A 14,557-nucleotide genomic window follows, 5' to 3' on the forward strand; every position below is an offset into this window, starting at 1 on the left:
CACGGTCTGATCGGACTCAGGCACTGCGCACTCCTACCGTCGAACACCACTGCATCGCCCCGAGTTTCTAGCACCGCCGACGCATCGGGTCGCGCTACTCGGCGACCCCAGCTCGGGCTGTACACCCCCCGTTAACCCTGCTGCGGCGCTCGGCCCGCGTAGATGCAGTCAGAGCTGGCAGTATGTCAACGCGTGAGACCGAAGTCATCGCCCAACTGGCTCAACCGGTATCGAGACGGCCAACGGGAACAGGTGTGGCACGAACTACGCCAGCTGGGCAGCACGATCCTCGACTCGGACCTCGCGAGGAAGCACAACTGGTCTGTGACGAGATGGCGCTACGGGCCCGGCGCAAAATCGAGGTGATCATCGATCGGCTTTCCAGAGACGGCTACCAGTTTCACGCCAACGACGACGACCAGACGCAGGCGGTGCCGTTCATACCGGCCACAGCGGGGGCAGCCGAGCATGCGAGTTGGCTTCGTGAACAGTTCGATGCCGTGCCGATGACACTGCTGTCCTGGGTGCGGCTGGTCGGCGACGTGTGGCTGGTCGGCACGCATCTGGACTGGCCGGAGTCGTCGTCAGCTGATCCATTGGTGATCCAGGTCGAGGGTTCGCACTATCCCGATTCGTCGATGCGCGGATACTTCACCGACCAGCTCGACGGGTGGAGCGAATGGAACGACGGCCACCCTGGAACGCGGTTCGTCCTGCCGCTCGCGCCGGACAGGTACCACAAGGAGAATGTCAGTGGAGGTGAGCCGTACGGGATGGCGCTTCCGGACGGATGTGTCGACGGGCTTTTCGTCGCAAAGTCGCGACCATGCCGTTCATGTCCTACCTGAACTGGGCGTTCGACAATGGCGGTTTCCCATGGCCTCCCGGCTCAGACGCCCAGTGGCGGGTGCGTCATGACCTCCGTAAGGACATGCTGCCATTGTGATCCTGATTTGGGTGCGGGTGATCGTGCCCTCGTCGAGGTTGCTGGTTCCCTTTTGCAGCAATCGTTTTCGTCGCGGCGGGCCAGGCCGGGGCGGCCAGTCGAGTATGCAGGCGGTGACGACTCCGACACCGCCGACTAGCTCGAGTCGGCGGGCCTCGACATCGCCGCGTTCGCGGTACCGCAGGAGGCGCTCGACCGGGCTGAACTGGACGGCTGCACCCCGATCGAGGTGCTGTTCCGGCTCCACGCCGACCTCCGGGCGCGCACCTCGGTGCACGAGAACTCGACGCAGCCACGACCGCAGGTCGAAACGATGCGACGACTGCTGGACTCGATCGACCGCGGCTACTGAAGCTCGATGCTCGAACTCTGGCGGCCTGACTTCCTGGAACGCGGCGACAATCGCGCGGCGGGTGTGCCGCATTGGGTTAACCACAGGTGACCGACCGGTGGTGGTGGTCGCGACCGGGCGGAGGAACAGGCGCAGCCGTGGTTAGGTGTCGGCGCAGTGGTGGTGTTCGACGGTAGGAGTGCGCAGTGCCTGAGTCCGATCAGACCGTGTGGTCCGGGTTGTTGAAGGGTGCGCAGAACGGCAAGCTGAAACTGTTGAACGTCGACCTGGCCGAGTTCAAGAAACTGATCACCGCGTGTGAGTCGTTCGTGGCCGACATCATCGGGTTGAGTACCGCGACCGGACAGAACTTTCCACCCACCATCTGGACACACGACAACAGTGGCGAAAAACTCGAAAAGGGTGGAAATCCCACGAAAACGGTCACGACTCTGGAATCGATGCGACTGTTGTTCGAACGATACGAGAAGAAACGGTTGACCGAGCTGGTCGAGGCGTTGAAAGACCATCAAACCCTGATCACCACGATGGCCGACACGTTCAGCCGCGCCCACAGCTCCTACAAGAACACCGACGACGCCAACGCCACCACCTTCAACACCCCCGCCACCGGAACCGATCACTGGCCCAGGATCTGGAAAGAACACTCCGTACCGAACTCGAACTGGAGCAACGGGCCTGGTGAGCCGACCACCGCCGGGTCGGGTGCCCCGTTCGACCCGAACGTGAAGAAGGACCTCGAAGGGTTCATCGAGCACGGCTACCAGTTCGGGTTGTACGACTTCGCCAACGTCAGGTTGATCATCGAGAAGAACGCGGGCAACGTCCCCTGGATCGCTGGTGAGTGGCGGGCGTTCGCCGATATCTGGCGGCACTCGGTCCTGAACTTCAAAACAGCTGTGTCCCCGGCATTCACCGCGGGCCATTGGCAGGGTGAGGGTGCTGAACAGGCGGTGGCGTTCCTCACCAAATATCTTGATACCGCGAAATCGTTGGAAAACAGTATGGTGTCGATGTCGAACGTCATCGGTAACACCGCCAACTTCATGTCGTATGTGCACAACAATCTACCGTTCTACTCCGAGATCGAAGTCGACGACAACCAGGTCCCCACCAAAGTCGGCACCCATAACGCGTCCAGTCACATCACCGTGATCCGTGACTTCTGGGACACCGGTTACGACGGCACCGGCCGCCTCGGTTACCGCGACGGCATATCCCAAATCATGGGGTGGGTTCCGACTTTCGCCGACCCCATCACCCTCACAGCTGCCCCGCCGGTCACCCCCGACAACAGTGGCGGTGGCACCGGCGGTAACGACAACAACAAGAACAACAAGGACGGCGACAAGCAACCCGGTGGCGGTGGCGACAAGCAACCCGAAACCGGCGGCGGGGGAGCAAACCCCAACGACAAGAAGGCCGGTGGTGGCACCGGTGGCGACTCGGGCAGCCCGAAGACCGGCGGCGAAGGCGCCGGTGGAAACAAGGGCGCGACCGGCGGCGCCGGGGGAACCAACCCCGGTGGCTCGAACGGCACCGGCGGCACTGGTGGCGCGACCGGCGGCGGCGGGATGTCGAGTTCGGACATGCTCAGTCTGTTCTCCGAAGTCCTGCAACTCGTTTCCTCGGGAATCACCGCCCTGGTGCAGCTGGGCAACCAGCTCGCTGCCCAACTCGGACCGGGACTGCAAGCGCTGGCAAAGGCCGTCGAGAACGGCTCGATGACGGTGAAGCAGGCGCTGACCGAGGCATCCGAACGGCTCGAACGCCAGGTGGACGAGGTCGAGGAGAAGCTGTTCCCGCCGGGCGCGACCGGACCCGTCGATGTGTCGTTCGCCTTGTTCCCCGGCGGCGGACCCGAGCTGCGGATCGACTTCCCCGGCCGGGCGGGCAGCGCCGAGCCGCAGGTATTCCAGGACTTCACCATGGCGCGGTCGACCACCGAAGTCCCCGGCGTGCCGGTGGCGACCGAGCAGGCAGGCGAGACAGTGGAGGAGAACCGATAGTGGAACGCACCTGGCGGCTGACCGGCTTCGAATATCTGATCCTGCGGGATCGGCTGGTCGGCCGACGCAACAACTGGCCGATCATGTACCTGTCCGACCTTCCCGGCGGCTACTACGACTTCCAATACGCCAAGGCGCGAGTCTGGGGCGAGCTGCAGGCCGCCTGGGATCCGGCACTGGCCGATGTCCTGGTCAAGTCGCTCGGCGCCGACCTCCGGATGGTCGTCACCGCCCTGGATTATTCGGCCGAACAGTGGCTCGCCAAGCGTATTGTGTTGGCGGGTAAGCGGTTCGGTGATCGTGCTGTCCTGATCCAGGGCTTCTCCGACACCACGCCGGAACGGCACGACACGGTGGAGATCACCGAGTGCGACGCGGCATCGTTGACCCGGCTGATCGTGGACCGGCTGCCGCAGATGGACGCGGGCAGCCGGCCCCGCGTGGAACTGCTGAACTCCGGCGCCGACACCGAAGCCGATCACTGGCACGCGCGCAGCACCCTGTACGACGAAGACGACGGTGACGTCGACAGCCGGAGCAGACAGTGGCAGGCGGCGCGGAAGTCGACCGTCGGGCGGATCGAGATCACCCAGGGCAAGTCGGACTTCGGTCCCCGCGGGCAGATGACGAAATGGCTTGTCTGGGAAGACCATCCGGGCGACGGCCGGTACGTGATCGGGATGGAACAACCCGTCGTCGCTGTCGCGGCCGACGCTGCCGGTCTGCGGGCGCAGATCGATCGTCACTGTGACGAGTTGCTCCTGGTCCGGCAGGACGAGTCGCGCCGCGGTGTCGCGCGAGCCAGTGTGTTCGACAGCTGAGGGGCGATCGTGCGCGATTCGAACGAACGACTGAGAACCGAAGTGGCCCAGATGGTCGACGACGTTCATGGACTCATCTCCCGCCTCGTGGCGGCGAAGGCGGTCCATGACGCGGTCACGGCCACCGCCACCGTGGAGCGGGGACAGATCACCGTGGTCACGGATGCGTCCGGCGCGGTGCGGGAGGTCGAGTTCGGCGACTACATCGATGAACTCAACTATCACCGCATCGCCCGTGGCGTCGTGCGGGCGGCGCAGCGGGCGGCCGACGAGGTCCGGGGCAAGGCCGATGACGTTCTCGCACCGCAGCGGTCGGTCAGGGCACAGTTGCCGACGCTGTCGGATCTGGTCGACCGGCTGCCGGGCGCGCCGGAGCGGGAACTCCCGCCGCCACCGCCCGCCCTGCGGACACCGCCGTCGGAGCGCGAACCGCTCGGCCACCCAGCCGACGACACACTGGCCGATCGGCAGCAGCGGCGCGCTGAGCTGTACGCGACCGCCACTGCCGAGGGTCGCCGGGTGACCGCCTCGGTGAACGCCGACGGTGTGCTCATCGATATCCAATTCTCCGGCGCCATCGGCGATCTCGACTACGACGAGATCGCCGCGGCGATCACCGATGCCGCGCGGGTCGCGGTGGCGTCGGTGGCGCGCAAGGTCGCCGAACTCTACGCGCCGACCGTCGCCGACGATCGGCCCGCCTTTCCCGGCCCGGACATCCTGCTGGCCGGTCTCGAACGCTTACGCGACCAACTGCGGTGATCGGAGAAGAAGATGGCGTCTGACCCGGACAGCACGATCTGGGCGAGTCTGCACGGCCTGGCGGACGAGGGATACCTCGAGCTGGAGCCGGGCACGGCCGAGGACTGCGCTCGCCACGTCGAGGACATGCTCGATGACGTTGTCGGCATGCAGAAATGGATGATGTACAACGGGGTCGCCGGCAGTCCCTACATCTCCGGTTCGCCGTCGGGCGCCAATCTGGCACTCGTCTTCGGCCACAAATTCGCCTCGGAATTGCGCACGCGCCTCGACCGGCACCGCGAGATCTTGGTCGACATGGGCAATACCTTCATCACCGCGGGGAAGAAGTATCAGCGCACCGAGGACAGCTCGACGCACAGCTTCGAGGACATCAACTTCCACCCGGAAGGCACCCTGCCGCAGGGCGGGCCGACGAAAGGCGCCATCCCGGAGAATCCGCCGAAACCCGATGCGGTGACCAAGTACGACGTGCCCAATGATCTCCTCGTTCCGGAACTGGGCGCCCAGCTGTCCTGGGAACAGCTCTACGAGTACTGCAACCTGATCAACCCGCAGGCGGTCGCCGACGCGGCCGGTGTCTGGCAGTGGATCTCCACCAGTCTCGACACCAGCTTCACCACCCTGCGCACGACGATCTCGGCGGCCGGGAACTGGTGGAAGGGGGTGGGCGCGAAGGCCGCGATCGGGTCGACCACCCAGTACGCCGAGACATCGAAGCAGCTCACCAGCGACATGCGGGTGCTGGGCAATACCTTGCTCTACACCTCGGGCTGGCTGCAGCAGACCAGGCAGAACGCGCTACCGCCGACGCCGACACCTCCCGTGGCCACCACCGAGGAACAGCAGACGGCCAACGCCAACGACCTGCTGCGTTTCCAGCAGAACTACCAGACCTATTTCACGACCAACTACACCCACACCTCCACCCGGATCGTCACGCTGCCCACGCCCGATCCCGTGACGGTCACCGCCCTGCGGGCCGGCGAGTCGGCGGGAGTTCCGCTGGGTGAGCCGTCCACGGTGGACGAGGACCACACCGGTGAAGGGCCGGACATCGACTCCGGCAACGAGGATTCCACCGGTGACCACGACGGTGGCGACCTCGACGGCGGCGATCTCGACGGTGGTGGCGGCGACGGCGACCACAGCGGTGGCGGTGACGACCACACCGATGGCGGCAACGGCCAGGATCCGACCGAGTCGTCGCCCGGCCCGGAATGGAACGCGACGACGCCGGAGGGCATCACCGGCGAGGATCTGTCCCTGCTCGACAACCTGCCGCAGAACCAGTCCACCGAGACCTCGCACACGCCGGGGATCGTCGCGAGCATTCCCACTACCGGTGTGCCGCTGGGAAATACGGTCGGCGGGATCAGCAGCAAGGGCGTGGGCGGTGGCCGGGGGTCGGTGTTCACCGCACCGCTGGGCACGCAGGAAGCCAAGCTGTTCCCGCGCGCCACCGCGCCGGTGGACCCGCGCGTGATCACCAGGGCGGGCCCGGTCGGCGGGCCCGGCGGTATGCCGTTCGGCGGTGCTCCTGGCCGGTCGATGTCGGACGAGGAGCGCGAGCGGCGGCGGGTGGAGTACCTGAACTCGGTCGAGCACCTCGACGAAGCGCTCGGCGAGCACGGGCGCGGCATCCGGCCGGTACTCGATCGGTGAGCCGCCGCTGGGAACTCACGGATGTGGCGCTGATCGATCTGTGGGACACCATGTTTCACGATCAGCTGCCCGCACCGCTGTTCGCGCTGTATCGCGGCGAGAACGCCGAGGGATGGGCGCGGCTGCGCGCCGAGGCCAGGGCGGCGCGCGCCGACGACGGCAACCTGCGCGACGCGCTCACACGTGTCGCCCACGCCGACGTGCTGGTCTCGGCGCACGGCCTCGACCCGCGGCGCCCCGCCGGCCCGGACGGCCTGATCCGGGCGATCGGCGCGCGACAGGGCGCGGTGGCCACCCTGATCAGCCAGTGGCCGGGCGAAAGCCACTGGCACAGCGGCGGTTACGTGATCACCTCCGGGCACGCCGATCGGCTCGCCGGTGCGGTGGTCGGCGCACTGCCCGACCGTGGCGCCGGGCGGCTGGCCGATACGCCGCTGGTGATCGTGCCGGGTGGTGACGACGCCGACCACTACTACGGCCGGTCCCAGGTCCAGGAGAGCTACACCGATCTCGATCGGCGCAGCGCCGAGTGGCTCGACCGGCCCGCCGAGGGCGCGGGTGCCATCGAAATACGGTTGGGCAGTTCGATTTTCGGACCACGCGGGATCACCCGCTACCGCATCACCTGGCGCGATCTGGTGGACGACGGCCGCTACGCCGTCACCGCGACCGCACCCCCCGTCGCGACCGCCGTCGACCGTCCCCGGCTCGCCGCCATGATCACCACCCACATCACCACCGTGCTACAGACCCTGGAGGACGAGCGCCGTGCCTGAACCATCCCGAACCGCCCCCTACCCCGAGGCGATCCACGACAACCCGGTCTACGAAGGCTCCGATCCCGCACCGGAAGCCGTCCCCGAGCAGCCGGACGCACCCGTGTTCGAGACCTTCACCACCGGTGTGGCGTCGCTGCGCGGCGGCGAGATCGTCGTCACCGCCACGGATTCCGGGCTGCCGACCGAGATCGTCGTGACCCCGGAGCAGCTGCGGCGCGATCCCGACGAGCTCGCCGGCGAGATCCTGCGGCTGTGCCGGCTCGCCACCGACCGGGCGGGTGTGGCGCGCCGCGAATACCTGACCAACCTCGGGCTCGGCGAGCAGGCACTGAGCCTGCTCGGCCTGCCGACCGCGCAGCTGCTCGCGCAGTCCGAACTCGCCGACGAGGCCGAACACGACTACGAGCCGCGCAGCTGGCTGGATCAGGGCGGGAGCACCTGGTGACCGATTTCGCCGCCCTGGAAGCGGCCGCCACCGCGCAGTGGGAGCGGATGCGCCGCCTCGCCGCGGACATCGAGACGATCCGCATCGAACACCGGACCGACGACGGGGCGATCACCGTCGGAGTCGACGGTGCGGGACGCCTGCACGACCTGCGGCTGACCGAGCAGATCGCCCGGCTCTCACCCGCCGAATTCGACAGGGCCGTGGTCACCGCCGCGGCCGCCGCCGTCACGCGGGCGATGGCGAGGCGGGGGGAGCTGGTCGCCGATTTCAACGATCGGGTGAACAAGCAACAGCAAGGTGAACAGTAGTGCCCGCGACTCCGCAGAGATTGCGAAAAGCGGTGCGCTCGTTAAATTTCCGGGCGAACCACAAGGTATGCCAAGCGCAGATCAGCCCCAGGAGGGTGTCGAGATGAATGTTCTCAACGTGCAGCCGCAGACATTCCGCGACTATGCCGCCGTCTCCGACGGAATGGCCGCGACGGTGGCCACGGTCGCCGCCGTCGATCAGGCCGCCGTCGTATCCGCCGCCGTCCCGGTCTTCGGCCTGATCGGGCAGGAGTTCCTGCTGAGCTTCGCCTACGCGCAGGCCAATCACTTCGCCGCGCTGGGCGCTCTGGTGACCAACTACGCCGGAACAGCCGCCACCGCGCGCATCGCCGCACAGTCCTACGAGCTGGCCGACCAAGCCGGCGCGGCGTCGTTCGCCCCGCCCGCCGGCACATCGCGATGACCGTCGAACCTCTGGCGGCGCCGCTGGCGCCCAGCGTGCTCGACGCGATCCGGGACACCCCCGTCGCGCCGTTGCTGAACCGGCCGACCGAGGAGATCCTGGCGCAGATCGGGATCCCGCAGCTGCCGCAGCTGCCCGGCCTGCCACCCTTGCCCGGCCTGCCGCCGCTGCCGCCGATCGACCCGGTGGCGCTGATGAAGCCGGTCACCGACCTCTTCAGTGGTTTCGGCAACGGCAACCTGAGCGCCAACGGCGGACTCGATCCCCAGGCCGTGTTCCAGAGCGTCACCGAATCGATCAGTACCGCACTGCAACTGGCGAGCACCGGCCTGCAGCTGCTGCAATCGATGCAGAGTGCGGGCAGTCAGGCGGCCACCTCGGCCGCGGTGGACACCGCGACCACCTCGACCGCGATCGCCGGGCAGGCGACCACCATGAACGGTGTCGCCGCGGGCGCGGCGGGCACGGTGGCCACCGGCTACCTCCAGATGGCCGCGGTGGCAACCCGATTCGCGATGACCACCGCCGCGCTGGGCCCCACCCTGGTGACCCCGCCGGGGCAGGCGGCGCTGCTGGCCACCGCGATCGAAGCGGGCGCCGAGGCGACGGCCATCACCGTGCAGACCAAGGCGCAACTCGCGGTGCACTCCGGGCAGATGACCGAAGCAGGCACGCCGGTGCCGGTGCGCAAGCCGGTCACCCCGAAGCTGAGCACCCTGAGTACGGTGTCGCAACCGCTGGCCACGAGCGCGACATCCGGGGTGAGCATGGTCGCGCAGACCCCCGGTGTGGCGCCGACCGCGGGACTGTCGTCGAAGTCCGTGTCGACCGCGGCGACCAGTTCGGCGGGTTCCGGCCAGCAGGTCCTCCAGCAGGTGGTGCAGCTGGTGCAACCGCTGATCAGCGCGGCGAACCAGGTGGGCAAGCAGGTCGCCGCGGCTCTCCCGGCCACGTCGGCGCCGGAGGCCGCGGCGCCGGTGGTGAATCGGCCCGCACCCGCGCCGGTGCCTGCCACACCGGTCGCATCGGTGACCGCCGGTGCGCCGGTCAACAGCGCGGCCGCGCCGCTGAGCGGGTGGCAGGCCGAGACCGTCGCGATGTCGCCGGGTGCTTCGGCCCCCGTCGCCGCATCGTCCGCGAGATTCGCCGCGGAGGTCATGCCGCCCCTGCTGCCCGGCGCGGGCGCGCCGATCACCGCGGCATCGCGGTCGCGGGCGGCCGACGGCATCGCGCTGGTGGACGCGAGCCACATCGATGACCTGGTCGACAGCAGGGCCGACACCTCGGCTCCGGTCATCGGCGACACGCCGGCCGGCCGATCAGGAAACCCGTACAGCTTGTAGAAGGAGCAGATTTCGATGAGTCAGATTTCCTACGACGGTGAGATCGCCCGGCTGGCCGCAGGCCGCCTGGACAGTCTCGCCGACGGCTTGGTGGCCACCATGCACCGGCGCGGTGATGCGCTCGATCCCGTTGCGGCAGCACTGGATCCGGTATCGCGGGAGACCGCGCGGACGCTCGGCGCGGTCGGCGGATCGTTCCAGGAGTCCTACGCCAGCGGCGTCGGTGAACTGCGCCGGATCGCGGCCAACCTGCGCGCCCACGCCGCCCTCGCCGCTGTCTCCGACGACGACGCCGTCGATTCCTTCACCTCGCTGATGTAGTGCCATGGTCGAGCAGCCGCAGGCCGGATTTACCGGTGCGATATGGGATGCCGTGCCCGCCGAGACCTTGGCGCGGGAGCTGACGACGGGCCCCGGCGCGGGCCCGATGGCCGACGCGGGGCTGGCCTACACCGAGCTCGCCGCCGCGCTCGGCGCGGCGGGGACCGAGTTCCGCGCCATCCTGGCGGTCGTCGGCAGTGCCTGGGGATCCGATTCCAGCGAAGACGGCCTGGCGCAACTGGCCGGGCTGTCGAGCTGGTTCGACACCATCACCGCCGCGGCGACCGACAATGCCGCGACGGCCGCCCAGCAGGCGGTGTCCTATGAGCTGGCCAAGGTCGCCATGCCGCCGGTCGGTGAGATCGATCAGGCCTTGCGGTCGGCGGAGACGATGCTGAGCGGCGCGCTGCTCGGCGCACCGCTGGCCGGGCTGCTCGACCTGGCCGAACAGCAGGTCGATGCGCTGCACCACCAGGCGGCGCAGGTGATGCGCACCTACGAAGCGGCCGGGGAGAAGCTGGCCGTCCCGTGGGAGCAGGAACTGGCGCCCGCGGTGTCCGCGGGCGCCAACCTGCTCGCCGAACAGGCACGCGGTCAGGGCGGTGCGCACGACGCCGCCGGCCCGGCCGCGACGGAGCAGCTGCCCACCGAGGTACTGCGCGGGCCCGCGCCGACGGTCGATCTGTCCCTGCTCCACGTCACGCCGACCCCGGCGGTGGTCGGCGGTGAGTCCCTGCTGCTCACCCCGCTCCCCACCGTGGCGCCCGTCGCGCCCACGGTAACGGCGGCGGTGTCGGCGACCGCGACCACGGTCACCGCACCGCCACCGGTCGCGACGCCCGCCGCGCCGCAGACCGCCACCGCCACACCGCAACCGGGTGCGCGCGCCGCTGCCGCCGAGACCGGCGATATCGGTGCGCAGATCGTCGTCGACGCCGGATTCTCCACCGCGCCAGCGGTATTGGGTGCGGTGGCCCACGACCGTGCGGAACCCGCAGCACCGCAGGCGCTGCCGTGAGGACCGGCGACGGCCGACCGACGAGACCGGAAAGGAGGCCGCGATGACGGTCATGACCAGCGACGGCACGCTCGTCGCCGCCGAAGCCCTCGGTGTGCAGACCCTGCCCGCCGTGCTCGCGCTGCGGTCGGCGCACCTCGACCACACGGCCGCCGCCGCGGCGCGCGCGGCGGTGCTGGCGCAGCTGAGCGAACGGGGTGTGCTCGACGCCGCAGGCGATGTCCGCGACGACGAGCTCGCGACCGCGCTGTTCACCCTCGCCCGCCCAGAACGCGAACTGGTACTGCGGATTCGGCGTGGCACCGCGCTGGACCGGGTGTGCCTGGTCCGGCGCGGGCTCGACCACGCCGTCGCGATCCGGCGCGGCGACGAACTCGAGATCCGCCCGGTGTGGGGAGACGAGGATCCCGACCTGCTGGCCCGGCCGCTGCTCGATGCGCTCGGTCAGGCGCAACCCGCCGACATCGCGACCTTCCGCGCTCCCACCACCGAGTTGCGCGCACGGCTCGACGACCCCGACACCAGCCCGGCGACCGCGGTCTACCAGCTCGGTATGCCGGAGCCGGCCGCGGTCACGCTGGGACTTGCACTGCGGCAATGGACGTCGCTCGCCGAGCTGGTCTGCTACGCCCACACCGACGGCATCGCCGTTCGTTCCCCCGCCACCGCCGCGGTGTACGACACCCCGGCGGGCCGCATCATCGCCGGCGGCAGTATCGCCGCCGACGGACGGGCCTGGACCACCCTGGCCCCCGGCAGCGACCGCAGGCTGGCCCAGGTGGTCGCCGCCCAGATCGAAGCCCTGCCCCAGGGCCGCTGGATGCCGTGACCAGCCCTTGATCGTCCGGGGTGACCACTCCGGCAGTTTCACCGATCCACGCATTCCCGAGAGGACCTCCCATGGCCGGAACACCACAACTCCACCTTGATTTTCCGACATTCCAGAAATGCGCGAACGATTACGCCGCGACAATTCCCCCGATCGACAAGACCGTCGACAAGCTGAATGCGGCAGTGGAAGCGGCGAAGACCGGTTGGGAGGGCGCTGCCAAAGATGCATTCAAACGCTTCGCCGATGAGCTGCAGGCGGAGATCCTGGCGGTAAACAAGGATCTGGGCATTGTTTCCCAGGCGCTCGACACCGGTGAGAAGAAGGTCGCCTCCGCCGAAGACCAGAGCGTGAGCGGATTTACGACACTGAACTTCAACTACGTCTAAGAATTAGAAAAGGACTGTCCCACCATGTTGTACGATGACGCGAAGGTCAATGCCCTGATCGGCGATCTGACCACCTACAAGAGCGCAATCCAGACCGAACGTGACAATGCCGAGACCGCGAAGCAGAGTCTGCTGAAGGTCGGCTGGCAGGGCGACGCGGCGCTGGCTTTCGAGCAGAAGCACAACACCCTGATGACCGATATGGACGACCTGCTCAGGATCCTCGGGAAGGGGATCGAGAACGTGAAGGCGGCGCTGGCCACGGCGCAGGCCACCGACAAGCACGTCGCCGACGACTTCGTCTGGTAGTTCCCCGACAGCGGACAGGGACCCGTCGCCACCCGGCGACGGGTCCCTTTCTCATGCCGTCGGCACCAGCTCGCGCGCTTCCCGCTCGGTGGCCCCGAGGAAATCGAATTCCTCGGGAATGGACACCAACCGGACGGTCAGGACCTCGCCGGCGGTGCGCAGCACCACCGAGCCGGGGGCGTCGGGGGAGTCGATCAGCACGACGTCCGCGTCGAGCACCTGCGCCCCGACTTCCTCCGGTGCGCGAACGTGGACCGCCGTGGCCTCCGAGACCTGCCCGGCCGAGGTCACGCCGTCGTAGATGATCATCGTGGCGGTCGCGGCGTGCTGAGCGCCCGCCGCCGAGGCCACAGCCATCGTCGCCGGGTCGTCGACCTTGTCGACGAGGCGTTGCCACTGCTCGGGCCGGGCACTGTGCACGAACACCGTGGCGCCGACCGCGATCGCCCGCAGCACCATCAGCTGGGTCAGCCGCAACGATCCGACGATCTCCACCCGCCGGACCGAGGGACCGAACAGGGGAACGGCCACGCCCGCGCCGTCGGTGGTCGCTCCGATCACCTGACCGCACGCCCCCACCGGCACCGTGAACGCCGCCATCGCCGCCGGTGGGCCGCTCAGCGCGGCCGAGGGGTCGAGATCTCCGCCGTCGAGCAGCAGCCGCCGCTGGGCACCGCGCACCGGGCGCAGGCCGAGATCGATTGGCGCGGTGCCCGGTTCGGTCTCGGTGGCGGCGGTGTCGTGGCGGACAAGGGCGGTCAGCGACACGTCGGTGCCGCGATGACCAGGCGCGTTCGACTCCGGTGCCGGGGTGAGCCGCAGCGTGGTGAGGACGGATCGTCCAGGCAGCGTCCAGATGCCGGAGAGCACGCTGGAGTCGAGGCGGGCAGGGGGGATGGCATAGCCGTGCAGCGCGATGTCGGTGCCGCGCACCGCACGCCACTCCTCGGTCCACTGCGCGGCGTCGGTGTCGTGCAGCGTGGCCGAGTGCGCCGCGGCCAGCTCCGCGGCGGTGAGCACCCGCACCCGGACGCTGCGCGAGGTGAGCCTGCTCGCGACCCGGCGGGTGGCGACCAGGGCGGTGCGGATCATGCCTTCCTGGCCACCGCCACGGTTGTCGATGGCGCCCGGATTGTCGAGCGGATCGAACCGCAACACCAGCCACACCGTGCGGGACGCCGCCGCGGGGAGTGGACCGAGCAGCTTGGTGTACAGCCCGACGACAGACTCCGGGCCGCTGGTGCGGGCGCCGAGGGACACGACATCGACGGCCGCCAGGCGGATGTCGAACTGGGCAAGGCAGCGCGCCACATCGGCCAGTGACACCGTCGAGTGGGTGGTGACCTCGGCGGCGCCGAGCAGGGTCGGCAGCACCGCGGTGGGTTCGAGCGCGAGCATCGTGATCAGATGCGTGCCGTCCCAGCGCATTCCGCAGCGGCGGCCATCGGATTCCGGCAACGGCACATCGAACGGTTCGGGATGCGCGGGCCTAGCATTCGCCTCGCGATTACGCCACCACAATGCGGTCCGCAGCCCGATGATTCGCCAGATGTTCGTCTTTCGCGCCCTGGCGGCGCCGAGCGCGGACACCGCGGCGCCCGCACCCGCCGCCGCCCACAGCGGGCCGTCCAGCGCGATCGTCGAGGTAGCGGCCAATGCACCCGCCGCGGCACACGGCAACACGATGTTCAGCGGCATCAGATCGAAGGGCGTGCGCCTGTCCGAACTCGGCGCCGGAATCGTCGCGGCCGCCGTTGCCGTATTTCCTGGAATTTGTTCGCTATTCACTCGGCCTGCTTCCGTTCAGCATGAATCCCCCGCAGTGCGCTAGCGT

The 14,557-nt window shown here is 68.6% G+C and carries 17 protein-coding genes; 16 read left to right on the forward strand and 1 reads right to left on the reverse strand.

Features of this window, described 5'->3' with window-relative positions; all coding sequences use genetic code 11:
- Nucleotides 1-182 precede the first annotated feature (182 nt).
- The 16 genes from APZ21_RS00900 (at nt 183) to APZ21_RS00970 (ending at nt 12,723) form a co-directional block, all read left to right on the forward strand.
- Nucleotides 183-848 (forward strand): hypothetical protein, encoded by a 666-nt coding sequence (locus tag APZ21_RS00900; protein WP_156370535.1) that lies wholly within the window; start codon nt 183-185, stop codon nt 846-848.
- A 327-nt stretch (nt 849-1,175) separates the two neighbouring features.
- Nucleotides 1,176-1,298: a hypothetical protein gene (locus tag APZ21_RS35935; protein WP_275426171.1), complete on the forward strand. Its 123-nt coding sequence runs from the start codon at nt 1,176-1,178 to the stop codon at nt 1,296-1,298.
- Between the two features lie 185 nt (nt 1,299-1,483).
- Nucleotides 1,484-3,307: a hypothetical protein gene (locus APZ21_RS35940; RefSeq protein WP_054811301.1), complete on the forward strand. Its 1,824-nt coding sequence runs from the start codon at nt 1,484-1,486 to the stop codon at nt 3,305-3,307.
- Complete coding sequence (locus APZ21_RS00910; protein WP_054811302.1) at nt 3,307-4,128, forward strand: ESX secretion-associated protein EspG; 822 nt, start codon at nt 3,307-3,309, stop codon at nt 4,126-4,128. The genes APZ21_RS35940 and APZ21_RS00910 overlap by 1 nt, the downstream gene beginning before the upstream one ends.
- A 9-nt stretch (nt 4,129-4,137) precedes the next feature.
- Complete coding sequence (locus tag APZ21_RS00915; protein ID WP_054811303.1) at nt 4,138-4,890, forward strand: YbaB/EbfC family nucleoid-associated protein; 753 nt, start codon at nt 4,138-4,140, stop codon at nt 4,888-4,890.
- 12 nt (nt 4,891-4,902) lie between these two features.
- Nucleotides 4,903-6,555, forward strand: coding sequence for a hypothetical protein (locus APZ21_RS00920; RefSeq protein ID WP_054811304.1), 1,653 nt, complete (start codon nt 4,903-4,905; stop codon nt 6,553-6,555).
- The gene (locus APZ21_RS00925) at nt 6,552-7,331 is read left to right on the forward strand and encodes an ESX secretion-associated protein EspG (protein ID WP_054811305.1); all 780 of its coding nucleotides are present in this window, start codon (nt 6,552-6,554) and stop codon (nt 7,329-7,331) included. The genes APZ21_RS00920 and APZ21_RS00925 overlap by 4 nt, the downstream gene beginning before the upstream one ends.
- On the forward strand, nt 7,324-7,779 hold the full coding sequence (locus tag APZ21_RS00930; RefSeq protein ID WP_239476432.1) for a hypothetical protein: 456 nt from the start codon (nt 7,324-7,326) through the stop codon (nt 7,777-7,779). The genes APZ21_RS00925 and APZ21_RS00930 overlap by 8 nt, the downstream gene beginning before the upstream one ends.
- Nucleotides 7,776-8,090, forward strand: a complete 315-nt coding sequence (locus APZ21_RS00935) for a YbaB/EbfC family nucleoid-associated protein (protein ID WP_054811306.1) — start codon at nt 7,776-7,778, stop codon at nt 8,088-8,090. The genes APZ21_RS00930 and APZ21_RS00935 overlap by 4 nt, the downstream gene beginning before the upstream one ends.
- A 103-nt stretch (nt 8,091-8,193) precedes the next feature.
- The gene (locus APZ21_RS00940; protein WP_054811307.1) at nt 8,194-8,514 is read left to right on the forward strand and encodes a type VII secretion target; all 321 of its coding nucleotides are present in this window, start codon (nt 8,194-8,196) and stop codon (nt 8,512-8,514) included.
- A complete protein-coding gene (locus tag APZ21_RS00945; RefSeq protein WP_054811308.1) occupies nt 8,511-9,857 on the forward strand; it encodes a hypothetical protein in 1,347 nt (448 codons plus the stop codon). The genes APZ21_RS00940 and APZ21_RS00945 overlap by 4 nt, the downstream gene beginning before the upstream one ends.
- Before the next feature lie 15 nt (nt 9,858-9,872).
- A complete protein-coding gene (locus APZ21_RS00950; protein ID WP_054811309.1) occupies nt 9,873-10,178 on the forward strand; it encodes a PE domain-containing protein in 306 nt (101 codons plus the stop codon).
- 4 nt (nt 10,179-10,182) lie between these two features.
- Complete coding sequence (locus tag APZ21_RS00955) at nt 10,183-11,196, forward strand: PPE domain-containing protein (protein WP_054811310.1); 1,014 nt, start codon at nt 10,183-10,185, stop codon at nt 11,194-11,196.
- Nucleotides 11,197-11,239: 43 nt separating this feature from the next.
- The gene (locus APZ21_RS00960; protein ID WP_156370537.1) at nt 11,240-12,025 is read left to right on the forward strand and encodes an ESX secretion-associated protein EspG; all 786 of its coding nucleotides are present in this window, start codon (nt 11,240-11,242) and stop codon (nt 12,023-12,025) included.
- 71 nt (nt 12,026-12,096) lie between these two features.
- Nucleotides 12,097-12,414 (forward strand): WXG100 family type VII secretion target, encoded by a 318-nt coding sequence (locus APZ21_RS00965; protein ID WP_054811312.1) that lies wholly within the window; start codon nt 12,097-12,099, stop codon nt 12,412-12,414.
- A gap of 24 nt (nt 12,415-12,438) precedes the next feature.
- Nucleotides 12,439-12,723, forward strand: coding sequence for a WXG100 family type VII secretion target (locus tag APZ21_RS00970; RefSeq protein WP_054811313.1), 285 nt, complete (start codon nt 12,439-12,441; stop codon nt 12,721-12,723).
- Between the two features lie 51 nt (nt 12,724-12,774).
- Here APZ21_RS00970 and eccE read toward each other — a convergent pair whose 3' ends face one another.
- Nucleotides 12,775-14,511 (reverse strand): type VII secretion protein EccE, encoded by a 1,737-nt coding sequence (gene eccE / locus APZ21_RS00975; RefSeq protein ID WP_156370539.1) that lies wholly within the window; start codon nt 14,509-14,511, stop codon nt 12,775-12,777.
- Nucleotides 14,512-14,557: the final 46 nt, after the last annotated feature.

Origin of the sequence: Nocardia arizonensis, assembly GCF_001310275.1 — a bacterium.
Classification (GTDB): Bacteria; Actinomycetota; Actinomycetes; order Mycobacteriales; family Mycobacteriaceae; genus Nocardia; species Nocardia arizonensis.